The following is a 25,220-nucleotide window of genomic DNA, read 5'->3' on the forward strand; positions in this document are numbered from 1 at the left end:
CGCCGCTCCTTCAGCTTGCCGCCTGCGAGAGAATGACGAAATCCTTGTCCGAGCGCGTATCCGGCTTGGCGGAGAGCTCGGTGACGAACAGCGTCGAGCCGGGCACCAGCAGCTTGGCGAGTTGCTGGTTGGCGCTGGGCGCCACGGTGACGCGGTCGATGGCGCCGGCCGCCTTGCCGGCGCTCGCGCCGTAGCCCTCGAAGGACAGTGCCGTCCACGACACCTCGCCGCCGACGCTCTTCAGCACATAGACCACATTGCCGATCGGCGTCTGCGGATCGCGGATCGTCACCGGAGAGGTGAAGGCCACCGCGCCATCCTTGATGACGGTGAGCGCCATGTCGGCCTGGCTCACGATCATCGCCACCGCGTCCAGCGCCGGGTCGGGCGCGGCTTCCTTGTCGGGCGTGCCATTGGCGTTCTTCGGGTCGTCCTTGGCGATCGCGGCGGTGGCGTCCGCCGGCAGCACAAGGCCGGGATGCAGCACGTCCACCGGCTGGGAATGCGCGTCGGCGATGATGACGGGCGTGCCGAAATGGGTGACGGAGAACAGCAGCTTGGAAAACTCCAGCGGCAGGTGCACGCAGCCATGCGAAGAGGGATAGCCCGGCAGACCGCCCGCATGCAGCGCCACCCCCGACCAGGTCAGCAGCTCGGTGAACGGCATGGAGGCGTCGTTATAGAGCGAGGAATGGTGGTCGACATCCTTCTCCAGAATGATGAACACGCCGGTCGGCGTCTCATGCCCGGCCCGGCCGGTGGAAACGGTGGACACGCCGATCCGCACGCCGTTGCGGTAGACATAGCAGCGCTGGTCCGGCAGCGAGACGATGATGGCGACGAAGCCCTCCGGCGCGCGCTCGGGATACCAGGCATATTGCCCGGGCTTCAGCGCATCGACCTCGACCGGGGCCTGCGCCCGCGCCGGCAGCAGCCCACCCGCCGCCAGCGCGAGGGCGGTGCCGCCGACCCGCAGCAGGCTGCGGCGGTCGGCGCGGAAACCGTTCGCGTGGTCCGACATGTGCTGATTCTCCCTCTCGTCCGTGCCGCGACGATACCGGCCACGCTCCGCCCGCGCATCTGCCGAATTCTGGTCAGTTCGGCCCGAGGGCGAGACTGACCGTCGGGAACCGCTGCCGGCTCCGCACGTTGCCCCTGCGAGACTGTCAACATGGGAGGCCAACATGCAGACGACGCAGCAGAATGTCGACGCGCGCGAAACCCGCACGCTGATCGGCAGCGACAAGGTGGAAGGCACCGCCGTCTACCGCCCGAATGGCGACCGCATTGGCGGCATCGAGCGGGTGATGATCGACAAGCTGACCGGCCAGACCGCCTATGCGGTGATGAGCTTTGGCGGGTTCCTCGGCTTCGGCGAGGACTATTACCCGCTGCCCTGGTCGCTGCTCAAATATGACGAGACCCTCGACGGCTATGTCGTGGATCTCACCGAGGAGCAGCTCACCGGCGCGCCGCACCACGCCAGCTCGGACGAGCGCTCGTGGCAGGACCGCGAATGGGGCCGCAAGGTCGACGATTATTACAACGTGCCGCCCTACGTCATCTGACGCGGCACGCAGCATCACGGAACGGTCGGGCGCGAGCCCGGCCGTTTTCGTGTGGCCAAACGCGGCTCAGCTCGCCACTTCCTGCGTGGTGACGACCACGACGGCGTCGGGAACGTTCTTCTTGAGGGAGTCGATGGCGGCGAGTGCCGAAGCCTTGGCCTTGTAGCCCTCGGATGAAAACATCGGCTCGCCATTCGAGGCCCGGAAACGGAACCGGAACTCGCCCGCCTTGTCCTTGTAGACTTCAAATTTGTAGGCCATGGGCTGCCTCCCCCTCGTTGAGGAGGAGGATGTCAGCACGAAACGCCGGCCTTGGGTAGCGCGCGGCTCAGTCGTCGACCTTCAGCGCGGCGATGAAGGCCTCCTGCGGGATTTCCACGCGGCCGAACTGGCGCATCTTCTTCTTGCCCTCCTTCTGCTTGTCCAGAAGCTTGCGCTTGCGGGAAATGTCGCCGCCATAGCACTTGGCGGTCACGTCCTTGCGCAGGGCCTTGATGGTCTCGCGGGCAATGATCTTGGCGCCGATCGAGGCCTGGATCGGGATCTGGAACAGATGCTGCGGGATCAAATCCTTCAGCTTCTCGCACATCGCCCGGCCGCGATATTCGGCGCGGGTGCGGTGCACCAGCATGGACAGCGCGTCCACCGGCTCGGCATTGACCAGGATCGACATCTTCACCAGATCGCCGACGCGGTAATCGGTGATCTGGTAGTCGAAGGAGGCGTAGCCCTTCGAGATCGACTTGAGCCGGTCGTAGAAGTCGAACACCACCTCGTTCAGCGGCAGGTCATAGGTGAGCATGGCGCGCGAGCCGACATAGGTCAGCTCGATCTGGCTGCCGCGCCGGTCCTGGCACAGCTTGATCACCGAGCCGAGATAGTCGTCCGGCGTCAGGATGGTGGCGCGGATCCACGGCTCGCGAATTTCCTTGATCTTGATCACATCCGGCATATCGGCCGGGTTGTGCATGTCGATCACGCTGCCATCGTTCATCTCGATCTCGTAGATGACCGAAGGGGCGGTGGCGATGAGGTCGAGATTGAACTCGCGCTCCAGCCGCTCCTGGATGATCTCCAGATGCAGCAGGCCGAGGAACCCGCAGCGGAAGCCGAAGCCGAGCGCGGCGCTGGTCTCCATCTCGAAGGAGAAGCTGGCATCGTTGAGGCGCAGCTTGCCCATGGCGGCGCGCAGATCCTCGAAATCGGCGGCATCGACCGGGAACAGGCCGCAGAACACCACGGGCTGGGCCGGCTTGAAGCCCGGCAGCGCCTCGGCGGTGGGGCGCTTCTCGTCGGTGATGGTGTCGCCGACGCGGGTATCAGCCACTTCCTTGATCGAGCCGGTGAGGAAGCCGATCTCGCCGGTGCCGAGCTCGGCCATCACGGTGAGCTTGGGCGTGAACACGCCGACCCGGTCCACCTCATAGACGGCGCCGGTCTGCATCATCTTGATGCGCATGCCCTTCTTCATCACACCGTCGACGATGCGCACCAGCACGACGACGCCGAGATAGACGTCGTACCAACTATCGACCAGCAGCGCCTTCAGCGGCGCCTCGCGGTCGCCCTTGGGCGGCGGCAGGCGGGTGACGATGGCTTCCAGCACATCGGGAATGCCGATCCCGGTCTTGGCCGAAATGAGGATGGCCTGCGAGGCATCGAGGCCGATCACGTCCTCGATCTGCGCCTTCACCTTTTCCGGCTCGGCGGCCGGCAGGTCGACCTTGTTGAGGACCGGCACGATCTCGTGATTATTGTCGATGGCCTGATAGACGTTCGCCAGCGTCTGCGCCTCGACGCCTTGGCTGGCGTCGACCACCAGCAGCGAGCCCTCGACGGCGGCGAGCGAGCGGTTCACCTCATAGGCGAAGTCGACATGGCCGGGCGTGTCGATGAGGTTGAGGATGTAGTCCTTGCCGTCCTTGGCCTTGTAGGACAGGCGCACGGTCTGCGCCTTGATGGTGATGCCGCGCTCGCGCTCGATATCCATGCTGTCGAGCACCTGCTCGGACATCTCGCGCTCCGACAGCCCGCCGGTGATCTGGATCAGGCGGTCGGCGAGGGTCGACTTTCCATGGTCGATATGGGCGACGATGGAAAAGTTGCGGATGTTGGCAATCGGCTCGGTGCTCATGTCGGGCGGGATAGCATTGGCGCCGTTACGCCACAAGGCGGCGCCTTGCATGCAGGCGGCCCTTCGACCACATTCGCGCGGCCTGTCGCCAAGGAGCCCCCATGCCTGAACTCAAGGTCGCCATCGTTCCCGTCACCCCGTTCCAGCAGAACTGCTCCATCGTCTGGGACGAGACCACCAAGCGGGGGGCGGTGATCGACCCGGGCGGCGACCTGCCCCGCATCCTCGCGGCGCTGGAAGAGCTGGAGGTGACAGCGGAGAAGATCGTGCTCACCCACGGCCATATCGACCATGCCGCCGGCGCGGCAGAACTGGCGGAAACGCTGAAGATTCCGGTGGAGGGCCCGCATCAGGGCGACAAGTTCCTGCTCGACAATCTGCCCGCCGATGGCGTGCGTACCGGCATTCCCGGACGTCCCGTCACCCCCGGCCGCTGGCTGGAGGAAGGCGATGCGGTCGATATTGGTGGCGTCGCTTTCGAGGTGCTGCATGTGCCCGGCCACACGCCCGGCCATATCGTGCTGGTCAGCCGGGAGAACAAGCTCGCCATTGTCGGCGACACGCTGTTTCAGCGCTCGGTGGGGCGCACCGATTTCCCCTATGGCGACGGGCCGCTGCTCATCAAGGGCATCAAGGAGAAGATTCTCCCCCTCGGCGACGCCTTCACCGTGCTGCCCGGCCATGGCAACGCCACCAATATCGCGCTGGAAAAGCGCACCAATCCGTTTTTGCGCTGAGCGGGGCGCTGCGGCGAGGACCGTCAGGACGGGGCACTCCCCTCCCGCCGTCATCCCGGCCGGAGCGCAGCGGAGAGCCGGGATCGCGCCGCGATTGGCCTGTGATCCCGGATCGCGCCGAGGACGCGTCCGGGATGACGCGCGCGCCACGAAACTGTGACTCGCCCTGACGCAGGGGAGCGTCGATGATGCCCGAGACGCCAGCCCGGAGCCTCAGCCATGCAGTGCCCCCTGCCGCGTATCACCCCTCTCGGCCCGGCCCTGTTCCTCGGCCTCGCGGCGCTGTTCGGCACCACGCCAGCCCTTGCCCAGGCGGAGCGATGCCCGAAACTGGTGGCGGACAATCCCTTCCTGCAGCGCCTCGCCCCGCGCGCGCTTCCCGCCGCCTATGTCGGCCCGCGCGAGGTGGGGCTGACCTATATTGGCCACTCCACCTTCCTGATCGAGACCGCCGGCGGCGTCACCGTGGCCACCGACTATAACGACTATGTCCGCCCCTCGGTCGTGCCGCGCGTGGCCACCATGAACCGGGCGCATTCGACGCATTACTCGCTCAACCCCGATCCCGGCATCGAGCATGTGCTCAAGGGCTGGCGCGACGACCGCGATCCCGTGCATTACGATCTCGACATCGGCGATCTCTGGGTCGGCAACCTCCAGACCAATATCCGCGACTGGCAGGGCGGCACCATCCAGAACGGCAACTCGATCTTCGTGTTCCGCGCCGCCGATCTGTGCATCGCCCATCTCGGCCATCTGCACCACACGCTCACCCATGAGGATATCGGCGCGCTCGGACGGCTCGACGTGGTGCTCGCCCCGGTCGATGGCAGCTACACGCTCGACGTCGACGGCATGATCGAGGTGCTCAAAGCGCTGGAGGCGCCGGTCATCATTCCGATGCACTATTTCAACGAGGGCACGCTCGACAATTTTCTCGCCCGCTTCGCCGGCCGCGACTACGCGATCGAGCGGCGCGAAAGCGCCGAGCTGGTGCTCTCGCGCGAGACGCTGCCGCGCAAGCCGACGGTGATCGTGCTGCCGCCGGGCGGTTGAAAGGCACGCGTCATCCCGGCCGAAGCGAAGCGCAGAGCCGGGATCTCTTGATGCATGAAGCGCGGCGAGCGATCCCTGATCGGCCGTTCCGGCCGTGCGGGATGACGTTAACCGCCCTCCACCGGCGCATAGGCCGACGGGTCGACCAGGCCCGGCCGGCCGGGCAGGTCGAGCACCGAGACGCGCGGCGCGCCCTCGGCGATCACCCGGCCGCGCCGCACCACGAACAGCCGCGTGGCCTTCAGCCTTATCGCCTCGATCGGGTCGGCCGCCTGCAGCAGCACGAAATCGGCGTTGCAGCCGGGCGCTACTCCGTAGCCTTCCAGCCCCATGAGCTTGGCCGAATTGGCGGTGATCGCCTCGAAGCACCAGCCCATCGCCTCGCGCGAGGTCATCTGGCCGACATGCAGCGCCATATGCGCCACCTCAAGCATGTCGCCCGAGCCGAGCGAGTACCAGGGGTCCATCACGCAGTCATGGCCGAAGGCGACATTGACGCCCGCCGCCCGCAACTCCGGCACCCGCGTCATGCCGCGCCGCTTGGGATAGGTGTCGTGACGGCCCTGCAGGGTGATGTTGATCAGCGGATTGGCGATGGCGTGGACGCCCGCCTCGGCGATCAGCGGGATCAGCTTGGAGACGTAGTAATTGTCCATTGAATGCATGGAGGTGAGGTGCGAGCCCGTCACCCTTCCCTGCAGGCCGAAGCGCTGGGTCTCATAGGCCAGCATCTCGATATGGCGCGAGAGCGGGTCGTCGCTTTCGTCGCAGTGGATGTCGACGCGCAGGCCGCGCGCGGCGGCGATCTCGCACAGGGCTGTGAGCGAGGCGGCGCCATCGGCCATGCTGCGCTCGAAATGCGGGATGCCGCCGACCACATCGACGCCCATGTCGAGCGCCCGCGTCAGGTTCGCCGCCGCGTTGGGGGAGCGGTAATAGCCATCCTGCGGGAAGGCGACGAGCTGGAGGTCGATATAGTCCTTCACCTTCTCGCGCACATCCAGCAGCGCTTCCACCGCCAGCAGCCGGTCATCGCAGATGTCGACATGGGTGCGGATGGCGAGCAGGCCCTGGCTCACCGCGAGGTCGCAGTAACGCAGCGCCCGCTCGATCACCGCCTCATGGGTGAGGATCGGCTTCAGCTCGCCCCACAGCGCGATGCCCTCCAGCAGCGTGCCGGATTCATTGAGGCGCGGCAGGCCAAGCGAGAGCGTCGCGTCCATGTGGAAATGCGGGTCGATGAAGGGCGGCGTGACCAGCTTGCCATCGGCGTCGATGACCCGCCCGGCCTCGGCCTCGATGCCCGGCTCGACCGCGACGATGCGCCCGCCCTCGCAGGCGATGTCGATGCCGCCGCGCCCGTCGGCCAAGCGCGCATTCTTCACGAGTAGATCGATGCTCATGGGGATTCCAGACTACCTTTGGCCCTTGAAATACGGCTTCATCAGAGCGCGGGGATAATCCGCGCGGCGGGCGACCAGCACGAGCGCGGCGATGGAGAAGATATAGGGCAGCATGAGGAAGATCTGGCTCGGCACCACGCCGCCGGCAATGGTCTGTATGCGCAGCTGGTAGGCATCCAGCGCGCCGAACAGCAGCGCTCCGAGCAGCGCCTTGCCCGGCCGCCAGGAGGCGAAGACAGTGAGCGCGATGCACACCCAGCCGCGCCCGTTGATCATGCCGAAATAGAAGGCGTTGAAGGCCGACAAAGTGAGGAACGCCCCGCCCAGCGCCATCAGCGCCGAGCCGGCCATAACCGCGCCGATGCGCAGCGCCACCACGGAAAGCCCCTGCGCCTCCACCGCCTCCGGATTGTCGCCCACCGCCCTGAGCGCGAGGCCGAGTGGCGTCCGGGCGAGCACGAAGGCCAGCACGCCGACGCAGGCAAAGGCCAGCACGGTGAAGCCGGTCTGCTGGGCGAGGATCGGCCCGATGAACGGGAGATCGCCGATCAGCGGCACGTCGAGCGGGGCGAAGGGCTCTATGCGCGGCGGGGTCGCCACATTCGGGAAGGCGACGCGGTAGCCGAAATAGGCCATGGAGGTCGCCAGTAGCGTGACCCCGATGCCGGTGACGTGCTGCGAGAGGCCGAGCGGCACGGTGAGCACGCCGTGGACCAGCCCGAACAGCGACCCCACCAGCGCCGCCACCACCACCCCGCCCCAGAGCGGCAGGCCGAGATAGACAGCCAGCCAGCCGGACATGGCGCCGGCGACGAAAATGCCCTCAATGCCGAGATTGAGCACCCCGGCCCGCTCGCACAGCAGCGCGCCGAGCACACCGAAGATCAGCGGCGTGGCGATGCGGATGGTGGCGGCCCAGAAATTGGCCTGGGTGAGAATATCCAGCGCCTCCCACATCAGGCGGTCCCCCGGCGCACGAAGACGATGCGAAAGCGCGTCAGCAGCCCGCCGACCAGCACGCTGAGCAGGGCGAAGGCGACGACGAGATCGGCCAGATAATTCGAGACGCCGATCGCCCGGCTCATCGAATCCGCCCCGACGAACACGCCGGCCACAAAAAGCGCGGCCGGGATGACGCCGAGCGGCGAGAGGTTGGCCAAGGTCGCCACCACAATGCCGGCATAGCCGAAGCCGGGCGACAGGTCGGCGGTGAGGTAGCCTTTCAGCCCCGCTACCTCGCTCGCCCCGGCGAGCCCGGCGAGGCCGCCGGAGAGGAGGCCGACCAGCGCCATCGCCTTGCCCACCGGCAGGCCGGCATAGCGGGCGGCGCGGGCATTCTCGCCCACCGCGCGAATGCGGAAGCCCCAGACGGTGCGGGTGATGAAGACGTGCAGCAGCACGGCGGCGAGGATGGCGAGGACGAGGCCCCCATGCAGCCGCCAGCCGCTCACCAGCTTGGGCAGCGTCGCTTCATCCAGCACCGGTGCCGATTGCGGCCAGCCGAGCGCCATCTCATCCTTCATCGGCCCTTCCAGCATCATCTGCACGAACAGCAGGACGATGAAATTGAGCAGCAGCGTGACCACCACCTCGTCGGCGCCGAAGCGGGTCTTGAACAGCACCGGCACCAGCAGCAGCACCGCCCCGGCGAGCGCGGCACCGATCAGCACCAGCGGCACAAGCACATAGGACGGCGCCTCGATCAGGCCGGCGCCCAGCGCCACAGTGGCGAGCGCGCCGGCATAAAGCTGGCCCTCGGCACCGATGTTCCACAGCTTGGCGCGGAAGGCGACGGCGGCGGCCAGCCCGGTGAAGATCAGCGGCGTCGCCCTTGTCAGCGTCTCCGCCAGCGCGAAGCCGTTGCCCGCCGCGCCCTGCGCCATCAGCGCGAAGGCGGTGAAGACAGGCGCGCCGGTGAGCGCGAGCGGAATGGCGGTGAGCGCCAGCGCCGCCAGCCCAGCACCGATGGAGACGGCGACGCTCAGCCAGACCGGGGTGCGGGTGCGAGGCACGAAGCGGATCATGCGAGGGCTCCGGGCATGGCAAGTGACCAAGCGAGCATCCTTCGAGGCCCGGCTTCGCCGGGCACCTCAGGATGACGGTGCGCAGTGAGAACAACGTCATCCTGAGGTGCGAGCGCAGCGAGCCTCGAAGGATGCCGATCGGGCACGGTCTCCATCACGCCGCCTCCCCCGCGCCATGGCCGGCCATCATCAGCCCGACCGTGCGGACATCGAGGCCGGCAGCGTCCAGCGCCGGCGAGAGATGGCCGGCATGGACCACGGCGATACGGTCGGACAGCGCGAAAAGCTCATCGAGGTCTTCCGAAATGAGCAGCACCGCCGCCCCGCGCCCGCGCGCGGCGATCAGCCGGCGATGCACATCCGTGGTGGCGCCGATGTCGAGGCCGCGCGTCGGCTGGTGCGCCAGCACGAGCTTCGGCTCGCGCTCCAGCACACGGGCGAGCACCACCTTCTGCATATTGCCACCCGAGAGCGCCCGGATCGCCGCGTCGGGACCGGGGCAGCGCACATCATAGGCCTGGATCGCCTCCATGGCCCGGGCGCGGATGGCGGCACGGCGGATCAGCCCCGCGCGCTGGTTCTCGGGGGCGGAAATGGTCTCCAGCACGAAATTCTCCGCCACGCTGAGCGAACCGATCGTGCCGTCGCGATGGCGGTCTTCCGGAATGCGCCCGACATGGGCGGCGACGCGCCCGGCCGGGTCGGCGCCAGCGAGCCGCACGCCGTCGATCATCGCTTCCCCGGCACGGGGGGCGGCAAGCCCCGCGACCAGCGCGGCGAGCGCCCCCTGCCCGTTGCCGGAGACGCCGGCAATGCCGACGATCTCGCCGGCGCGCACATCGAGATCGGCGCCCTCCAGCCGGTCGCGCTGCGAGAGTGCGCCGACGCTCACCCGACGCAGGCTCAGCACCGGGGCGCCTGGGGTGGAGGGCGGGCGCTCGCGCGCGGGAATGGCGCGCCCGACCATCAGTTCAGCCAGCGTCGCCCGGTCGGCGCCCGCGGTCGGCCGGTCGGCCACCTTGGTGCCGCCGCGCAACACCACCACCCGCCCGCACAGCGCCAGCACCTCGTGCAGCTTATGGCTGATGAAGATGACCGCCAGCCCCTTCCCCGCCAGCGTGCGCACCGTGGCGGCGAGGCTGTCGGCTTCCTGCGGGGTGAGCACGGCGGTCGGCTCGTCGAGGATCAGCACCCGCACGTCGCGATAGAGCGCTTTCAGGATTTCGATGCGCTGCTGCTCGCCCACCGACAGCCGCGCCACCGGCACGTCGAGGTCGACGGCAAGGCCGCTCTCGGCCATCAGCCGCGCGATCTTGTCCCGCGCGCCGCGCCCCCTCGGGCGCAGGCTCCACAGCGACTGGGTGCCGAGCACGATGTTCTCGAAGCCGGTGAGGTTTTCCGCCAGGGCAAAATGCTGGTGCACCATGCCAATGCCGGCCGCCAGCGCCGCCTGCGCCGAGCCGCCCGGCAGCGGGGCGAGTTTTCCGTCGGCGTCGGCGATCGAGACACTGCCCTCATCGGCGATGTAATGGCCGAATAGGATGCTCATCAGCGTGGTCTTGCCGGCGCCGTTCTCCCCCAGCAGCGCCACGATCTCGCCGGCCCGCACATCGAGGTCGATATGGTCGTTCGCCGTCAGCGGCCCGAACCGCTTGGTGATGCCTTTGAGCGAGAGGACGAGCGGGCGTGGGTCGTGCGGGGCCTCGCAGGTCGAACCTTGGGACGGCATGGCGTTGCTTCCGGCCAGCGGCGAGAGGGCGTCAGGACCGGGCTTGGCCCGGCCATCCACGGCGTGGAGACGCGACGGCTTCATCAGGCGAAGACGTGGATCCCCGGGTCAAGCCCGGGGATGACGGCCGTTTGGGCGAGGCGTCACAGCCCCCTCACCCTGACCCTCTCCCCGACGGGGAGAGGGAAGAAGGCGGCGCTGTCGTCCCGCCTCACAGCGTCGATTTGGGCTCGCCATCATTGACGTTGACGCGGAAGAGACCGTCCTTGATCTCCTTTTCCTTCACCAGCACCATCTCGATAACCTCTGGCGGCACAAGCTTGGGGTCGAGCGGGGCGAGGCTGGCGCCGCCTTCGGCCATGTAGCTGTAGGGGCCGTAATCGGCGGCGGTGAAGCTGCCGTCCATGACTTCCTTGATCGCCTTGTCGATGGTCGGCTCCATCTGCCACAGCGCCGAGGCGATGATGGTGCCGGGATACTGGGCTGACGTGTCGATAACGTTGCCGATCGCCTTCACGCCGCGCTCCTTGGCGGCGTCGGACACGCCGAAGCGCTCGGCGTAGAGCACGTCCGCGCCCTTGTCGATCTGGGCGAAGGCGGCTTCCTTGGCCTTGGGCGGGTCGTACCAGGAGTTGATGAAGGTGACGATGAACTTGACGTTCGGGTTCACCGAAACCGCGCCTTCCATGAAGGCCTGCATCAGCCGGCTCACCTCGGGGATGGCGTAGCCGCCGACAAGGCCGATGACGTTCGACTTGGTCGCCTTGCCCGCCACCATGCCGGTGAGGAAGGAGGGCTCATGGATGAAATTGTCGAAGACCGAGAAGTTCGGCTTGGTCGGGCCGAAGGAAGAACCCATGAGATAGGCGGTCTTCGGGTAGTCGGCGGCGACCTTGCGCGCCGGGCGCTCCACCGCGAACACCTCGCCGACGACGAGATCGGCGCCCTCCTCCGAATATTGGCGCATCACCCGCTCATAATCGGTGTTGGCGACGTTCTCGGAGAATTTATAGGTGATGTCGCCACGTGCCTCGGCGGCTTTGAGCGCCTTGTGGATGCGCGAGACCCATTGCTGCTCCACCGGCACGGTATAGATGGCGGCAACCTTGATCGGCTTGGCCTTGCCGGCGGCGAAGGCGTCGCGGCCGGCTACGGTGAGGGCGAGAGCGCCCGCGCCGAGGGCGAGCAACTGCCGCCGATCGAGCACGCCTGACGAAAAAAGCGGCAGGCTCCCAGACGACTTGCGCAGCATTTCCTGTTCTCCCCGAAAAAGCACCGGCGACCCGCCCGAGCGCAGCGCCGCGATTGCCCCCGCTTATGCGAGTGTCATGCCATTTTCGAACTGTCTGGTCCGAAAAGTCACGGCGTCATTGTACCCTGTCCCCAGCCCTGTTCCCAAGCATGGGCGAGATAGCGGCGGATGAGGGGCGACATGCCCTCGGCAAGATGCTGCGGGCCGCGCACCACAAGCACCTCATCGAATTCCGGCCGGCGCTCCCCGGCACCGAAGCGGCGGATGCGGGCGGCCAGCGCGTCCGCCTCCTCGCTTGCGCGCATCTCGCGCAGCAGCGCCAGCCGGCGCGCATCGTGCAGCGCGGTCCAGCCCGGCGCCAAGGTGAGCTCATCGGCCGCGATGCCAGTCTCCTCGGCCAGCTCGCGCAGCACGCTGCCTTCGAGATCGACGCTTCCATCCGGGGCGATGTCGGAAAGGTCAGGCGTGCCGGCGGCGAAATAGATGCGGCCAGCATTGGCGGTCCATTCCGCCATGCGGATCATGACGAAGGCGCCATCGGCCCCGCGCAGCGCGCCCATGGCGAAGGAGGCGCGCAGGAACGGGTGCGCGCGCTCGCACGCCAGTAGCCAGAGCAGCGCGGAATAGTCGGCCGCGACATACCGGGCCACCATCCGGCGCCCCTCGAAGCGGTACGCGCCAAGAAGCAGCACGCGCCCGTTCCACAGCATGGGGTTGGCCGCCTTTCGGGCGGCGAAATGGGCGGCGATCGCCGCCTGCTCCTCGGCCGAGAAAATGAGAGGGACGGGCGCGAGCCGCGCCTCGACACGATCGAGCACCACCAGCGTCGGCGGGTCCGCCGGCGCCGCCATCCTCACCGCCCCGCCGGGCGCTCGGCCAGGGCGTCACACATGCAGCACGCCTTCCGAGACGATGACCGCGCCGCCGCCAATGGTGACGGCGGTCATCGCCCCACCCTCCACCTGCAGGCCGAGGCGCACCAGGCTCGGCCGTCCCATCTCGACACCCTGCAGGATGTCATAGGCGTGGAAGCCGTCGCTCGGCTGCTCACCCACCAGCAGCGCCGCGGCCAGCGCGGCCGCGGCCGAGCCGGTCGCCGGGTCCTCGTCAATGCCCATATTGGCGGCGAACATGCGGGCGCGGAAATCGCCCTCGCCATCCTCGTCGCGGCAGAACACATAGACGGAATCCGCACCGCCGCCGAAGGTGGAGATCAGCCGCGCCGCGCTGGGGCTGATGCGCGCCAGTGCCGAGCGGGAGGCCAGCGGCACGCACACGAAGGGCACGCCGGCGGACGCGATCACCGGGCCATAGCCATCGAAGCCGATATCGGAGGTGTCGAGGCCGAGCGCCTGGGCGCAGGCCTCCCGGCTCATCGGCGCGGCGTCGATGATTTCCGGAATGCGCGGCACGGTGAAGGTGGCGCTGCCGGAGCGCTCGCCCTTGACCGAGACATGGCAGGCCACCGGCCCGACATTCTCCTCCAGCACGAAATCGTCTGTTGTGGTCACCCCCTCGCGCAGGGCGAGCAGCACCGCCGCGCCCACGGTGGGGTGCCCGGCGAAGGGAAGTTCGTGGCTGGTGGTGAAGATGCGCAGCCGGGCGCGGTTTTCCTCCTCCTGCGGCGGCAGGATGAACACCGTCTCCGAGAGATTGAACTCGCGGGTGATGGCCTGCATGTGGTTGCCGTCGAGCCCCTCCGTATCGAGCACGACGGCCAGCGGGTTGCCGGAGAGCGTCCGGTCGGTGAAGACGTCGAGCACAACGAAGCGGCGGGCCATGGGGTCAGATCTTCTCCGGCGTGAAGAGACGGGACGGGGTGACGAATTCATCCTGCGCGGCGATGGTGAGGATCTCGCGCGATCCCGCCGCCGCCGTGCGGGCGAGCAGGCCATAGGCCGAGGAGGCCGCCTTGGAGAGCGCCTCGGCGGTGGAATGGCTGGCCTTCCAGTGCACGAAGAACAGCGCCGCGATGGCGTCGCCCGCCCCGTTCACCGAAATGTCGAGCTTGGGCGTGCGCAGCCGGAAGCGGCCGTCCGGCCCGGAGGCCATGAGGTCGATCGAATCGTCCGGCGTGTCCTCGGTGTGCAGGCTGGTGACCATGATGACGCGCGGCCCGGTGGCGTGCACGGCGTCGCAGGCGGCAATCGCCCCGGCCAGCGTCGAGGAGGACCGCCCGGAGAGATAATCCAGCTCGAACTGGTTCGGCGTGATCAGGTCGGCGGCCGGCACGGCGCGCTCGCGCATGAATTCGGGAATGCCCGGCCGCACGAACACGCCGCGCCCGACATCGCCGATAACAGGGTCGCAGCAATAATGCGCCTCGGCATTGGCGGCCTTCACCCGGCCGACCGTGTCGAGAATGGCATCGCCGATCTCGGCCGCGCCCATATAGCCCGACAGCACGCCGTCGCAGCGTGGCAGCACGTTGCGGTCCTCCAGCCCCCCGACCAGCTCGCGGATCAGCTCGGCGCCGAACACCTCGCCGCGCCAGGCGCCATAGCCGGTGTGATTGGAGAACTGCACCGTGTGCAGGCCCCACACCTCATGGCCCAGACGCTGCATCGGGAACATCGCGGACGCGTTCCCCACATGCCCGTAGGCCACCCAGGACTGGATCGACAGAATATTCATGCGTATGCGCCCCGAATTTGGCAGACGATCCGCGCTTAGCGCCCTAAACGCAAGCGCTCAAACGAAATTCCGCGCGGTGCCCATAAGCGAAATCGATACGTGCCGGGCGCGCCGCCCCCTTGTCCCGAACCTTTGCCCATGCGAGAGGCTTTAGGCCATGACAGAGATGCTTTCCGCCGCTGCCCTCGCCCAGGCCGTCCATGCTGGACGCCTCTCCCCGGTCGATGTCGCCGAACGCTGCTGCGAAGCGATCCGCGCCCGTGAGGACGAGGTGCGGGCCTTTACCAGTGTCGACCTGCCGGGGCTGCTGGCAGACGCGGCCCGGCCCGGCCTCGCCGCCACGCCGCTCGCCGGACTGCCGGTCGGGGTGAAGGACATTCTCGACACGGTGGACTTCCCCACCGAGCGCGGCTCCAGGCTCTTTGCCGGCTATCGGCCAGCGACGGACGCGGCCATCGTGCGGATGGCGGCGCGCGCCGGGGGCCTCATCGCCGGCAAGCTGGTGACCACCGAATTCGCCTTCCTGCAGCCGAGTGTGACGCGCAACCCGCGCCGCCTCACCCATTCGCCGGGCGGCTCCTCGGCCGGCTCGGCGGCGGCGGTGGCCGCCGGCATGCTGCCGGTCACGCTCGGCACCCAGACCGGCGGCTCGATCATCCGCCCCGCCTCCTTCTGCGGCGTCACCGGCTATAAGCCGTCCTTCAAGCTGCTCCCCGTGCTGGGGCTGAAACCGTTTTCCTGGTCGCTCGACACGATCGGCCTGTTCGGCGCGCATGTGGCGGATGTCGCCTTCGCTGCCGGGGCGCTGACCGGGCGCGACTTCGCGCTCAGCGACGACATGCCGACCCCGCGCATCGCCGTGGTGAAGACGGCGCGCGCGCACCTGGCCGCCACGGACGCCCATGCCGCGCTCGATGCCGCCGCCGGCGCCGCCGCAAGGGCCGGGGCGAGCGTCTCCACCCTCGACCTGCCGGAGGCCGTCGAGGCGGCCGACGAGGCGCACGGGGTGGTGCAGGGCTATGAGGCCTGCCTCGCCTTCGCCGATGAATGGGACCGCCACCGCGCCGCCCTGTCGACGACACTGGCGACCTATCTGGAGGGAGCTGCCGCCCTCACCCCGGAACAATACGACGCCGCGCGGCGCACCGCCCGGCGCGGCCGCCATGCGCTGAGCGACCTTTACAGCGAGTATGACGCGCTGCTCACCTTCTCGGTAGCAGGCGAAGCGCCGGAAGGCTTCTCCAGCACCGGCTCGCCGGCATTCAACCGCCTGTGGACGCTCACCGGAAGCCCGTGCCTGAACATCACCGGCCTCACCGGCGCCACCGGCCTGCCGATCGGCGTGCAGCTGGTCGGCCGCTTCGGGCGTGACCGCGAGCTGATGCAGATCGGGCGGTTCCTGGAGCGGGCGATCTGCGCCGCCTGACGCGCCCGCGGCGCAGCAAGCGCCTGGCCGCTGACGAAAAGTTTACACCGCTCGTCTCGCGGAAAACGGTTTGTTAAGCACGCAGGAAGAGGGTTTCTTAAGTACGCCGGACTAGGTTGGCCTCCTCACATTTTCCTTCGGGGGCGTACTCATGCGTATCAAGTCTCTTCTTCTCGGCACCGTCGCAGCAGCGGCCCTGGCCGTTCCTGCCTTCGCGGCCGACATGGCCTACCCGGTCAAGGCGGCGCCGATCGCCTATGTCCCGGTCTTCTCCTGGACCGGCGTCTATATCGGCGGCAATGTCGGCTATGCTTGGGGCGATGGCTCGGCGCCGTGGAACAACTACCTCGCCTATTACTACAGCGGCTTTGACTCCGCTGCGGCCAGCGGCGGCTCGGACCCCACCGGCTGGTCCGGCGGCGCGCAGATCGGCTATAACTACCAGCTGGAGAACAACGTCGTTCTCGGCGCGGAAGCCGACTTCAACTTCGGCTCGATGACGGACCGCCTGAACTATACGGCGATCGATCTCGGCGACCCCACGCTGCAGGAGCTGGGCTCGATCGACACCAAGATCGAGTCCTTCGGCACCGTGCGCGCCCGCGTCGGCTACTCGATGGACCGCTTCCTCCCCTATGTCACCGGCGGCCTCGCCTGGGGCAATGTGAAGGTGAGCGAGAGCTTCACCTCCTACGCCGACGGCACGCTTGACGGGTTCGGCGGCTCCTCGCGCAGCGAGACGCTGTGGGGCTGGACGCTGGGTGGTGGCCTCGAATACGCCGTGACCGACAACTGGAGCGTCAAGGCCGAGTATCTCTATATCGACCTCGGCGACGTCAACTGGGACGGCGCGTCGAACACCAAGATCGACATGTCGATGCAGACCCTCAAGGCCGGCGTGAACTACAAGTTCTGATCGCCACCCTCTGACTGTTGCGGAAAGCCCCGGACGGCGACGTCCGGGGCTTTTTTGCGTCCGAAACAGCGCCCTCGCGACAACGTCGCTGGACACGCCCGCCAACTAGTATATTTAATCTGTATACTATTGGAGAAATCGTGATGTCGCTGTCCTTCTCGCGCCGAACCCTGATCCGTGCCGCCGGCGGGGCGGCGGCAGCCGCGGCGCTGTTTGCAAATGCCCCGTTGCGCGCCCAATCGCCGGAAACCGTCCGGATCGGCTATCAGCGCTCGTCTACCCTCACCGCGCTTTTGAAGAACGATGGCGAACTCGAAAAAGCGCTGGCCCCGCTGGGTGTGAAGGTCAGCTGGCACGAGTTCACCAGCGGCCTGCCACTGCTGGAGGCCCTTAACCTCGGCAAGATCGACGTCACGGCCGATGTCGCCGACACGGTGCCGGTCTTCGCCCAGGCGGCGGGCGCCAAGCTGGTCTTCTACGCCGAGGAAGCGCCCTCCCCGTCCGCGCAGGCCATCCTCGTGCCGGATGGCTCGCCGATCGCCAGTATGGGCGAGCTGAAGGGCAAGAAGGTGGCCGTCACCAAGGGCGCTGGCAGCCATTACCTGCTGCTGGCCGCGCTGGCGAAATCCGGGCTTGCCTTCAAGGATATCGACCCCGCCTATCTGACCCCGGCCGATGGCCGCGCCGCCTTCGTCGGCGGCAATGTCGATGCCTGGGTCGCCTGGGACCCCTTCCTGGCCACGACCCAGGCGCAGTCCAATGCCCGCATCCTCGCCGATGGCGGGAATGGGCTGGCGAGCTACAAGCGCTATTACCTGACGTCGGAAGAGTTTGCCGGCAAGGGTGGCAAGGTGGTCGCCATCCTGTTCGACCAGCTCAAGGCCAAGGGCGACTGGGTGAAGGCCAACCCGAAGCCGGCAGCCGAGCTGCTCGCCAAGCTGTGGGGCATCGATGCGCCGGCCATCGAGGTGGCCAATGGGCGGCGCAGCTACAAGGTGGGCGCCGTCACCAAGGGCGGCCTGTCCGAACAGCAGAAGATCGCCGACGCCTTCTTTGCGGAAAAGCTGCTGCCGCGCGACGTCGACGCGAATGCCGTTGCGATCTGGCAGCCCGCCAGCCAGTAGTCTGCCAGACGCAGCGCGCCGAAGCCGGCGGCGACGACCTCGCCGCCGGCTTCTGTCAGTCGACCCCGAGCAGCGAGGCGGCCGCGCTCCAGACGGCGTTCTTCACGCCCACGCCGGGCGGCGAGGCGATGATGGTGGGGGGATCGGGATTTTTCCTGCCATCAGCCACGAGCTTGGCGAAGTCGACCTCGCCATCGGTGTAGTAGCGATCGCCGCCGCCATTGCGCCCGAACAGGGTCGGGCCGAGGCCCGTCACCTGATAGACCGCCCGCACCATGCCGGCGGCCTTGAGGTCGTCGATCAGCAAATCGCGCACCGCATCGACATTGGGGCCGATATGGTGGGTGACGGCGCCGGTATAGTGGCTGAGGCCGACGCCCCGGTCATAGGTGGCCGAGCCGAGCCAGACCGGCCCGCCATCCTTGCCATTGTCCAGCACCTTCCAGAAGCGCACATGGTCGCGCTTGTCGGCGCTGCGGCCGATCTCCTTCTCGAAGGCGAGGTCCTCCACCCGCCCATCATAATAGAGCGGGCTCACCGGCGCCTGCGGATCGGGCCGGCGCAGCAGCACCGAGCCGATGATGGCGAGGCTCGACTTCAGTGTGACCGGGTTGGCCGGCACCCAGCCGGCGGCGTTCATCGCCTGCAGGATGTCGCCCTCACTGCCGACCAGACCGACATTGATCGGATCGCCGGGAATGCCCTGCTTGGTCTGCGTCACCATCGGCATGCGCTTGATGCCGGGCTGGTGCTCGTGATGCGTCCACAGCCGTGGCAGCATCACATAGGCGAGCGCGGCCCAGATGACGAAGGCGACCAGCGCCCATAGCAGCACCCGGCGGGTGTCGTCGTCGATCGCGCTCATCAGCGTCACTCGGCCGCCAGCGCGGCGGCTCCTGCCGGGTTATAGTTGAGCACCGGCGCGAGCCAGCGCTCGGCCTCGGCGACGCTCATACCCTTGCGCGCGGCATAGTCCTCGACCTGGTCGCGCTCGATGCGGCCGACGCCGAAATAGGACGCCTGCGGATGGGCGAAATACAGCCCCGACACCGCCGCCCCCGGCCACATGGCGAAGCTCTCGGTCAACTCGACTCCGATCTGAGCCGTGGCGTCGAGTAGCTTGAAAAGAATCGCCTTTTCCGTGTGGTCCGGCTGCGCCGGATAGCCCGGTGCCGGGCGAATGCCGCGATAGGCTTCCTGAATCAGATTCTCATTGTGAAGTTCTTCATCCGGCGCATAAGCCCAGAATTCCTTGCGCACGCGCTGGTGCATGCGCTCGGCGAACGCTTCCGCAAGACGGTCCGCCAAGGCCTTGAGAAGAATCGCGGAATAGTCGTCATGCGCGGCCTTGAAGGCCTCCGCCCGCTCCGGCTCGCCAAAGCCGGTGGAGACGCAGAAGCCGCCGACATAATCGGGCACGCCGGTGGAGGTCGGGGCGATGAAATCGGCCAGCGCCAGATTGGTGCGGCCCTCGCGCTTGGCCATCTGCTGGCGCAGTGTGTGCAGCGTGGCGAGTTCCCGCGCCCGGCTGTCATCCTCGAACAGCACGATGTCGTCGCCCACCGCGCCCGCCGGCCAGAAGCCGACCACGGCGCGGGCGGTCAGCCATTTCTCCGCGACGATCTTGTCCAGCATCTTGCGGGCGTCGTCATAAAGCGCGCGGGCGGCGATGCCGACCTTCGCGTCGTCGAGAATGGCCGGGTACTGGCCGATCAGTTCCCACGACTGGAAGAACGGCGTCCAGTCGATATAGGGCACCAGCTCCCCGAGGTCGTACTCGTCGAACACGCGGGTGCCGAGGAAGGTCGGCACCGGCGCCGTATAGGCGTCGAAGTCCAGCGCCAGCCGGTTGGCGCGCGCGTCCTCCAGCTTCACCCGCACCTTGTTGCGGTCGGACTTGGCATGGGCGTCGGCGACCTTGGCGTATTCGGCGCGCAGACTGGCCACGTACTCGGCGTTGGTGTTGTCGTTGAGCAGGTTGGAGACCACGCCGACCGCGCGGCTGGCATCGGTGACATAGACCGCCTGCCCGCGCACATATTGCGGGGCGATCTTCACCGCCGTATGGACGCGCGAGGTCGTCGCGCCGCCGATCAGCAGCGGCACGGAAAAGCCCTCGCGCTCCATCTCGGCGGCGACATGCACCATCTCGTCCAGCGAGGGGGTGATGAGGCCGGACAGCCCGATCACGTCCACCTTGTGCTCACGCGCCGCTTCCAGGATCTTCGCCGCCGGCACCATGACGCCGAGGTCGATCACCTCGTAATTGTTGCACTGGAGCACGACGCCGACGATGTTCTTGCCGATGTCGTGCACGTCGCCCTTCACGGTGGCCATCAGCACCTTGCCGGCCGAGGAATCCTCGGTCGAGCCGGTGTCCAGCTTCTCCTGCTCCATGAAGGGCATGAGATAGGCCACCGCCTGCTTCATCACCCGGGCGGACTTCACCACCTGCGGCAGGAACATCTTGCCGGCGCCGAACAGGTCGCCGACCACGTTCATGCCGGCCATCAGCGGCCCCTCGATGACGTGCAGCGGCCGGGCGACGGAAAGGCGCGCCTCCTCGGTATCGACCTCGACGAACTCGGTGATGCCGTTGATCAGCGCATGGGCGATGCGCTTCTCCACCGGCCAGGTGCGCCAGGTGAGGTCGGCTTCCTTCTTCTCGCGGCCGCCGCCCTTGAAGCGCTCGGCCAGCGCCAGCAGGCGCTCGGTGGCGTCGTCGCGGCGGTTGAGCACCACGTCCTCGCAGGCCTCGCGCAGCTCCGGCTCGATCTCGCTATAGGGCGCGAGCTGGCCGGCATTGACGATGCCCATGTCCATGCCCGCCGAAATGGCGTGATACAGGAACACGGCATGCATCGCCTCGCGCACCTGCTCATTGCCGCGGAACGAGAAGCTGAGGTTCGACACGCCGCCTGAGATATGGGCGTGCGGCAGCTGCTGGCGGATGGCGCGGACCGCCTCGATGAAGGCGACGCCATAGCCGGCATGCTCCTCGATGCCCGTCGCCACCGCGAAGATGTTGGGATCGAAGATGATGTCCTCAGGGGGAAAACCAACCTCGTCGACGAGGATGCGGTAGGCCCGCGAGCAGATCTCGACCTTGCGCTCATAGGTGTCGGCCTGGCCCTGCTCGTCAAAGGCCATCACCACCACGGCGGCGCCATAGGCACGCACGAGGCGGGCATGGTGGCGGAACGCCTCCTCTCCCTCCTTCATCGAGATGGAATTGACGATGCCCTTGCCCTGGATGCACTTCAGCCCGGCCTCGATGACGCTCCACTTCGAGCTGTCGACCATCACGGGCACGCGGGCAATGTCCGGCTCGGCGGCCAGCAGATTGAGGAAGGTCACCATCGCCTTCTCGGAATCGAGCAGGCCCTCATCCATGTTGATATCGATGACCTGGGCGCCGTTCTCCACCTGGTCGCGCGCCACCGCCAGCGCGGCGGTGTAGTCGCCATTGGTGATGAGCTTGCGGAAGCGGGCCGAGCCGGTGACGTTGGTACGCTCGCCGACATTGACGAACGGGATGATCGGGGTGAGCTCGAACGGCTCCAGCCCCGACAGCCGCAGCATCGGCTCGATCTCAGGGATGACGCGCGGCGCGTGCGGGGCCACCGCCTCGGCAATGGCGCGGATATGGTCCGGCGTGGTGCCGCAACAGCCGCCGACGATGTTGACGAGGCCCGAGGCGGCGAACTCGCCGACCAGCTTCGCCATCGCCGCCGGGCTCTCGTCATACAGGCCGAATTCATTGGGCAGGCCGGCATTGGGATAGGCGCAGACCAGCGTGTCGGCGAGGCGCGAGAGCTCGTCGATATGGGCGCGCATCTCCTTGGCGCCGAGCGCACAGTTCAGCCCGATGGAAAAGGGCTGGGCGTGGCGCAGCGAATTCCAGAACGCCGCCGGGGTCTGGCCCGACAGGGTGCGGCCGGACAGGTCCGTGATGGTGCCGGAGATCATGACAGGCACGCGGATGCCGCGTTCCTGGAACAGCCGCTCGATGGCAAACACCGCCGCCTTGGCGTTCAGCGTGTCGAAGATGGTTTCGATCAACAGCAGGTCCGCCCCGCCATCGAGCAGCGAGGCCGCCTGTTCGCCATAGGCGGTGGCCAGTTCGTCGAAGGAGGTGGCGCGGAAGCCGGGGTCGTTCACATCGGGCGAGATCGACGCGGTGCGGTTGGTCGGCCCGATGGCGCCGGCGACGAAGCGGCGGCGGCCGTCCTTTTCCTGAGCGAGGCGCGCCGCTTCCTTGGCGAGGCGGGCGCCCTCGAAATTGATCTCATGGACCAGGCTCTCCATGCCGTAATCGGCCATGGCGATGGTGGTACCGGAAAAGGTGTTGGTCTCGACAATGTCCGCCCCGGCCATGAAATAGGCGAGGTGGATATCGCGCACCGCGTCCGGCGCGGTGAGGTTGAGCAGGTCGTTATTGCCCTTGACGTCCTGCGGCCAGTCGGTGAACCGCGCGCCGCGATAGCCGGCCTCGTCCAGCTTCAGCTGCTGGATCATCGTGCCCATGGCGCCGTCGAGCACAAGGATACGCGCGCGCGCGGCCTGATGCAGGGCTTCGAGGGTGTCGGCGGGCAAGGTCGGGGCGTTGGCCATGACAGAGCACTTTCTACTCCCTCTCCCCATTGGGGAGAGGGTTGGGGTGAGGGGCGCCTGCGCGCATCGCGTCGACGATGGTCAACAGGACACCGTCCATGTTTGTCAGCACGTCGCTATTCCAGAAACGGATGACCAGCCTAGCCACAGGCTTCAATCGTCCGCGTCCTTGCCTCGTCAGTGGTGACCGTATGCTGACCACCGTCGAGTTCGATTACTAGTTTCGCGTCGACGCAGAGGAAATCGACGATGTATCTGTCGACCGGCGCCTGCCGGCGAAACTTCAAACCGTCGAGGCGGCGGTCGCGCAAACGCGACCAGAGCCTGTTTTCGACATCGGTCTGATCGCGCCTCAGGCGCCGCGCCCGCTCGATCCTACCGTCCATATCCCCTCACCCGGCGCTGCGTGCCGACCTCTCCCCCACGGGGAGAGGTTAAGTGGCGTCAATTGCGCGGGCCTTTCGAAACGTATCTTGACGCTTCTTGGCCTCAGCGATCGCTGCGTCAAGTCTCTGAGCGAGCCCATCAAGGCGAACTTCTGAGGCGTCAAATCGGCGACGATCTCGTCCTCCGGCTCGCTCATCGACCGTCTCCGTGGAATGCCCCTACTATAGGGCATTCCGACGCGAAATTCTCATGCCGCCGCCGCCCCGCTGCCCTGCCCCGCCTCCTGCGGCGGGCGGATGCCGAGCAGGTGGCAGATGGCGTAGACGAGGTCGGCGCGGTTGAGCGTGTAGAAGTGGAACTCGGTCACGCCGCGGTCCACCAGGTCGAACACCTGCTCGGCCGCCACCGCGGCGGCGATCAGTTTGCGGGTCTCGGGGTCGTTGTCCAACCCTTCGAAGCGGGCGGCCAGCCAGTCCGGCATGTAGGTGCCGGTTTTTTCCGAGAAGTTCTTGGCTTGCTTGAAGTTCGAGACCGGGAGGATGCCCGGCACGATCGGCACGTCGATGCCGCGCGCCCGCGCCTTGTCGAGAAAGGCGAAATACAGGTCGTTGTCGAAGAAGCACTGGGTGATGGCGCGCGTCGCCCCGGCATCCACCTTGGCGGCGAGGATGTCGAGATCGGTGTCGAAGCTCGGGCTTTCCGGGTGCTTCTCGGGATAGGCCGAGACCGACACCTCGAAATTGGCGCTGCGACGGATGCCGGCGACCAGATCGGCCGTGGTGCGGTAGCCCTCGCCATGCGGCTCATAGGTCTGGCCGACGCCGCCCGGCGGATCCCCCCGCAACGCGACGATGTGGCGGACCCCGGCGTCCCAATAGCCGCGCACCACCTCGTCGACCTCGCCTTTGGTGGCGGAGACGCAGGTGAGATGCGCCGCCGGCGCCAGCCGGGTTTCCTTGACGATGCGTTCCACCGTGGTGTGGGTGCGCTCGCGGGTGGAGCCGCCGGCGCCATAGGTCACCGAGACGAATTTCGGTGCCAGCGGGGCGAGACGGGTGATGGAGTTCCACAGCGTGGCCTCCATTTCAGGCGTCTTCGGCGGAAAGAACTCGAACGAGACCGAAATGGGCCGCCCGCCGGCGCGGCGGCTGCGGCGCTCGACATCCGACGACATCAGGCGACCTCCTGCTTTTGTGGGGCATCGGCCAGCACGACACGCGGGTCGCGGGCCAGCCAGAGCGAAACGGTGAGCCGGCCCTCCCCGGACCTTCCAGGGTCCTTGGGGGCGAGCAGGCGATGGGACTGTGGCACCAGGCCGGCCTGGGCGAGCCAGCTCTCCATGACATCGGACGCGAAGCCGAGCCGGCGATGGGCGTGCTGCTCGCGCAGGAATTCGAGATCATGCGGATCGAAATCGACCACCAGCAGCCGTCCGCCGGGGCGCAGCACCCGCGCCGCTTCCTTGATGGCGCGCGGCGCATCTTCGAGGAAGTGCAGCACCTGGTGCACGATCACCACGTCGAACGCATCGCGGGGCAGAGCGAGATTGTAGATGTCGCCCTGCCGCACCGTGGCATTGCGCACCCCGGCGCGGTCGAGATTGGCCCGCGCCACCGCCAGCATTTCGGCGGAAAGATCGATGCCGACACCGCGCTCCATCTCGCCGGCAAACAGCTCCAGAATGCGCCCGGTACCGGTGCCGAGATCGAGCAGGCTGCCGATGCGCCCGCCGGACAGGGCGGCATGGATCGCCGCCTCCACCTGTTCCTCGGGGGCATGCAGGCGCCGAATGGCGTCCCATTCATGGGCATGGGCGCGAAAATAGGCCTGGGCATGGTCGGCACGGGCGGCACGCACCGCCTCCAGCCGCTCGCGGTCGCGCAAAAGGACGGTGTCGTCGGGCGCCATCAGCGCCAGCAGAGCGCCGGTCAGCGCCGCGCCGGGGGTATCGACAGCGCGGCGATAGAACACCCAGCTGGCCTCGCGGAATCGCTCGACCAGCCCCGCCTCCGCCAGCAGCTTGAGATGGCGCGAGATTCGCGGCTGCGACTGGCCCAGAATCTCGGTAAGCTCGGACACGGTCAGCTCGCCCTCACCGATCAGCGCCAGCAGGCGCAGGCGCGTGTCCTCGCCGGCCGCCTTGAGGCCGTCGAGAAGCAGCGGAAAGCTGAGCGGGGAAAGGGTCACGCGACCTCCGAGAGAGATATAAAGATATG

Annotated in this window: 22 protein-coding genes; 6 read left to right on the forward strand and 16 right to left on the reverse strand. The window is 67.4% G+C overall.

Annotated features, from left to right (window positions below; translation table 11 throughout):
* Positions 1-10 precede the first annotated feature (10 nt).
* A complete protein-coding gene (locus J2S76_RS18690; protein WP_307062893.1) occupies positions 11-1,021 on the reverse strand; it encodes a L,D-transpeptidase in 1,011 nt (336 codons plus the stop codon).
* Positions 1,022-1,184: 163 nt separating this feature from the next.
* On the opposite strand from J2S76_RS18690, the gene J2S76_RS18695 reads away from it, so the two are divergent.
* A complete protein-coding gene (locus J2S76_RS18695; protein WP_018386995.1) occupies positions 1,185-1,568 on the forward strand; it encodes a PRC-barrel domain-containing protein in 384 nt (127 codons plus the stop codon).
* A 66-nt stretch (positions 1,569-1,634) separates the two neighbouring features.
* Here the strand turns inward: J2S76_RS18695 and J2S76_RS18700 are convergent, their stop codons facing one another.
* Positions 1,635-1,829 (reverse strand): YegP family protein, encoded by a 195-nt coding sequence (locus J2S76_RS18700; RefSeq protein WP_307062895.1) that lies wholly within the window; start codon positions 1,827-1,829, stop codon positions 1,635-1,637.
* 67 nt (positions 1,830-1,896) lie between these two features.
* Positions 1,897-3,702: a translation elongation factor 4 gene (lepA, locus tag J2S76_RS18705; RefSeq protein ID WP_307063077.1), complete on the reverse strand. Its 1,806-nt coding sequence runs from the start codon at positions 3,700-3,702 to the stop codon at positions 1,897-1,899.
* Between the two features lie 101 nt (positions 3,703-3,803).
* Between lepA and J2S76_RS18710 the strand changes: the two genes are divergently transcribed.
* Together J2S76_RS18710 and J2S76_RS18715 are read left to right on the forward strand one after the other, a co-directional pair.
* Entirely contained in the window at positions 3,804-4,439 is a 636-nt protein-coding gene (locus tag J2S76_RS18710) for an MBL fold metallo-hydrolase (RefSeq protein ID WP_307062897.1), read from the forward strand.
* A 219-nt stretch (positions 4,440-4,658) separates the two neighbouring features.
* Entirely contained in the window at positions 4,659-5,495 is an 837-nt protein-coding gene (locus J2S76_RS18715) for an MBL fold metallo-hydrolase (protein WP_307062898.1), read from the forward strand.
* 107 nt (positions 5,496-5,602) lie between these two features.
* On the opposite strand, the gene J2S76_RS18720 is transcribed toward J2S76_RS18715, so the two are convergent.
* The 8 genes from J2S76_RS18720 to pdxY form a co-directional block, all read right to left on the reverse strand.
* Positions 5,603-6,898, reverse strand: a complete 1,296-nt coding sequence (locus tag J2S76_RS18720) for an amidohydrolase family protein (RefSeq protein ID WP_307062901.1) — start codon at positions 6,896-6,898, stop codon at positions 5,603-5,605.
* A gap of 12 nt (positions 6,899-6,910) precedes the next feature.
* A complete protein-coding gene (locus J2S76_RS18725; protein ID WP_307062902.1) occupies positions 6,911-7,855 on the reverse strand; it encodes an ABC transporter permease in 945 nt (314 codons plus the stop codon).
* Positions 7,855-8,922, reverse strand: a complete 1,068-nt coding sequence (locus tag J2S76_RS18730) for an ABC transporter permease (protein WP_307062904.1) — start codon at positions 8,920-8,922, stop codon at positions 7,855-7,857. Before J2S76_RS18730 ends, J2S76_RS18725 begins: the two co-directional genes overlap by 1 nt.
* Before the next feature lie 154 nt (positions 8,923-9,076).
* Positions 9,077-10,651 carry an ABC transporter ATP-binding protein gene (locus J2S76_RS18735; protein ID WP_307062906.1) on the reverse strand — a complete coding sequence of 525 codons (1,575 nt, stop codon included), beginning with the start codon at positions 10,649-10,651 and terminating at the stop codon, positions 9,077-9,079.
* A 211-nt stretch (positions 10,652-10,862) separates the two neighbouring features.
* Positions 10,863-11,903, reverse strand: coding sequence for a BMP family protein (locus tag J2S76_RS18740; RefSeq protein ID WP_307062908.1), 1,041 nt, complete (start codon positions 11,901-11,903; stop codon positions 10,863-10,865).
* 107 nt (positions 11,904-12,010) lie between these two features.
* On the reverse strand, positions 12,011-12,754 hold the full coding sequence (locus tag J2S76_RS18745) for an NUDIX hydrolase (RefSeq protein ID WP_307062910.1): 744 nt from the start codon (positions 12,752-12,754) through the stop codon (positions 12,011-12,013).
* Positions 12,755-12,787: 33 nt separating this feature from the next.
* Entirely contained in the window at positions 12,788-13,684 is an 897-nt protein-coding gene (locus J2S76_RS18750) for a PhzF family phenazine biosynthesis protein (RefSeq protein ID WP_307062912.1), read from the reverse strand.
* A 4-nt stretch (positions 13,685-13,688) separates the two neighbouring features.
* On the reverse strand, positions 13,689-14,537 hold the full coding sequence (pdxY, locus tag J2S76_RS18755) for a pyridoxal kinase PdxY (protein ID WP_018387007.1): 849 nt from the start codon (positions 14,535-14,537) through the stop codon (positions 13,689-13,691).
* Between the two features lie 157 nt (positions 14,538-14,694).
* Here pdxY and J2S76_RS18760 point away from each other — a divergent pair, with 157 nt between their 5' ends.
* The 3 genes from J2S76_RS18760 to J2S76_RS18770 all read left to right on the forward strand — a co-directional run bounded on the left by J2S76_RS18760 (position 14,695) and on the right by J2S76_RS18770 (position 18,003).
* Entirely contained in the window at positions 14,695-15,963 is a 1,269-nt protein-coding gene (locus J2S76_RS18760; protein WP_307062914.1) for an amidase, read from the forward strand.
* Positions 15,964-16,114: 151 nt separating this feature from the next.
* The gene (locus tag J2S76_RS18765) at positions 16,115-16,879 is read left to right on the forward strand and encodes an outer membrane protein (protein WP_307062915.1); all 765 of its coding nucleotides are present in this window, start codon (positions 16,115-16,117) and stop codon (positions 16,877-16,879) included.
* Positions 16,880-17,022: 143 nt separating this feature from the next.
* Positions 17,023-18,003, forward strand: a complete 981-nt coding sequence (locus J2S76_RS18770; protein WP_307062916.1) for an aliphatic sulfonate ABC transporter substrate-binding protein — start codon at positions 17,023-17,025, stop codon at positions 18,001-18,003.
* 55 nt (positions 18,004-18,058) lie between these two features.
* On the opposite strand, the gene J2S76_RS18775 is transcribed toward J2S76_RS18770, so the two are convergent.
* The 5 genes from J2S76_RS18775 to J2S76_RS18795 all read right to left on the reverse strand — a co-directional run bounded on the left by J2S76_RS18775 (position 18,059) and on the right by J2S76_RS18795 (position 25,191).
* Positions 18,059-18,868, reverse strand: a complete 810-nt coding sequence (locus tag J2S76_RS18775; RefSeq protein ID WP_307062919.1) for an LssY C-terminal domain-containing protein — start codon at positions 18,866-18,868, stop codon at positions 18,059-18,061.
* 5 nt (positions 18,869-18,873) lie between these two features.
* A complete protein-coding gene (gene metH, locus J2S76_RS18780) occupies positions 18,874-22,617 on the reverse strand; it encodes a methionine synthase (protein ID WP_307062922.1) in 3,744 nt (1,247 codons plus the stop codon).
* A 140-nt stretch (positions 22,618-22,757) separates the two neighbouring features.
* The gene (locus tag J2S76_RS18785; RefSeq protein ID WP_307062924.1) at positions 22,758-23,003 is read right to left on the reverse strand and encodes an endonuclease domain-containing protein; all 246 of its coding nucleotides are present in this window, start codon (positions 23,001-23,003) and stop codon (positions 22,758-22,760) included.
* Between the two features lie 248 nt (positions 23,004-23,251).
* A complete protein-coding gene (metF, locus tag J2S76_RS18790) occupies positions 23,252-24,178 on the reverse strand; it encodes a methylenetetrahydrofolate reductase [NAD(P)H] (RefSeq protein WP_307062926.1) in 927 nt (308 codons plus the stop codon).
* On the reverse strand, positions 24,178-25,191 hold the full coding sequence (locus J2S76_RS18795; protein ID WP_307062928.1) for an ArsR/SmtB family transcription factor: 1,014 nt from the start codon (positions 25,189-25,191) through the stop codon (positions 24,178-24,180). The genes metF and J2S76_RS18795 overlap by 1 nt, the downstream gene beginning before the upstream one ends.
* Positions 25,192-25,220: the final 29 nt, after the last annotated feature.

It is taken from the genome of Ancylobacter vacuolatus (assembly GCF_030813595.1).
Lineage (GTDB): Bacteria > Pseudomonadota > Alphaproteobacteria > Rhizobiales > Xanthobacteraceae > Ancylobacter > Ancylobacter vacuolatus.

What these genes read in the sequence shown, in the direction of transcription:
- J2S76_RS18700 (WP_307062895.1), bottom strand. Translation starts at nt 1,829, where the DNA reads ATGGCCTACAAATTTGAAGTCTACAAGGACAAGGCGGGCGAGTTCCGG.
- metH (WP_307062922.1), bottom strand. Translation starts at nt 22,617, where the DNA reads ATGGCCAACGCCCCGACCTTGCCCGCCGACACCCTCGAAGCCCTGCAT.
- J2S76_RS18760 (WP_307062914.1), top strand. Translation starts at nt 14,695, where the DNA reads ATGACAGAGATGCTTTCCGCCGCTGCCCTCGCCCAGGCCGTCCATGCT.
- J2S76_RS18710 (WP_307062897.1), top strand. Translation starts at nt 3,804, where the DNA reads ATGCCTGAACTCAAGGTCGCCATCGTTCCCGTCACCCCGTTCCAGCAG.
- J2S76_RS18720 (WP_307062901.1), bottom strand. Translation starts at nt 6,898, where the DNA reads ATGAGCATCGATCTACTCGTGAAGAATGCGCGCTTGGCCGACGGGCGC.
- J2S76_RS18690 (WP_307062893.1), bottom strand. Translation starts at nt 1,021, where the DNA reads ATGTCGGACCACGCGAACGGTTTCCGCGCCGACCGCCGCAGCCTGCTG.
- J2S76_RS18770 (WP_307062916.1), top strand. Translation starts at nt 17,023, where the DNA reads ATGTCGCTGTCCTTCTCGCGCCGAACCCTGATCCGTGCCGCCGGCGGG.
- J2S76_RS18745 (WP_307062910.1), bottom strand. Translation starts at nt 12,754, where the DNA reads ATGGCGGCGCCGGCGGACCCGCCGACGCTGGTGGTGCTCGATCGTGTC.
- J2S76_RS18750 (WP_307062912.1), bottom strand. Translation starts at nt 13,684, where the DNA reads ATGGCCCGCCGCTTCGTTGTGCTCGACGTCTTCACCGACCGGACGCTC.
- metF (WP_307062926.1), bottom strand. Translation starts at nt 24,178, where the DNA reads ATGTCGTCGGATGTCGAGCGCCGCAGCCGCCGCGCCGGCGGGCGGCCC.
- pdxY (WP_018387007.1), bottom strand. Translation starts at nt 14,537, where the DNA reads ATGAATATTCTGTCGATCCAGTCCTGGGTGGCCTACGGGCATGTGGGG.
- J2S76_RS18775 (WP_307062919.1), bottom strand. Translation starts at nt 18,868, where the DNA reads ATGAGCGCGATCGACGACGACACCCGCCGGGTGCTGCTATGGGCGCTG.
- lepA (WP_307063077.1), bottom strand. Translation starts at nt 3,702, where the DNA reads ATGAGCACCGAGCCGATTGCCAACATCCGCAACTTTTCCATCGTCGCC.
- J2S76_RS18695 (WP_018386995.1), top strand. Translation starts at nt 1,185, where the DNA reads ATGCAGACGACGCAGCAGAATGTCGACGCGCGCGAAACCCGCACGCTG.
- J2S76_RS18735 (WP_307062906.1), bottom strand. Translation starts at nt 10,651, where the DNA reads ATGCCGTCCCAAGGTTCGACCTGCGAGGCCCCGCACGACCCACGCCCG.
- J2S76_RS18785 (WP_307062924.1), bottom strand. Translation starts at nt 23,003, where the DNA reads ATGGACGGTAGGATCGAGCGGGCGCGGCGCCTGAGGCGCGATCAGACC.
- J2S76_RS18725 (WP_307062902.1), bottom strand. Translation starts at nt 7,855, where the DNA reads ATGTGGGAGGCGCTGGATATTCTCACCCAGGCCAATTTCTGGGCCGCC.
- J2S76_RS18765 (WP_307062915.1), top strand. Translation starts at nt 16,115, where the DNA reads ATGCGTATCAAGTCTCTTCTTCTCGGCACCGTCGCAGCAGCGGCCCTG.
- J2S76_RS18715 (WP_307062898.1), top strand. Translation starts at nt 4,659, where the DNA reads ATGCAGTGCCCCCTGCCGCGTATCACCCCTCTCGGCCCGGCCCTGTTC.
- J2S76_RS18740 (WP_307062908.1), bottom strand. Translation starts at nt 11,903, where the DNA reads ATGCTGCGCAAGTCGTCTGGGAGCCTGCCGCTTTTTTCGTCAGGCGTG.
- J2S76_RS18730 (WP_307062904.1), bottom strand. Translation starts at nt 8,922, where the DNA reads ATGATCCGCTTCGTGCCTCGCACCCGCACCCCGGTCTGGCTGAGCGTC.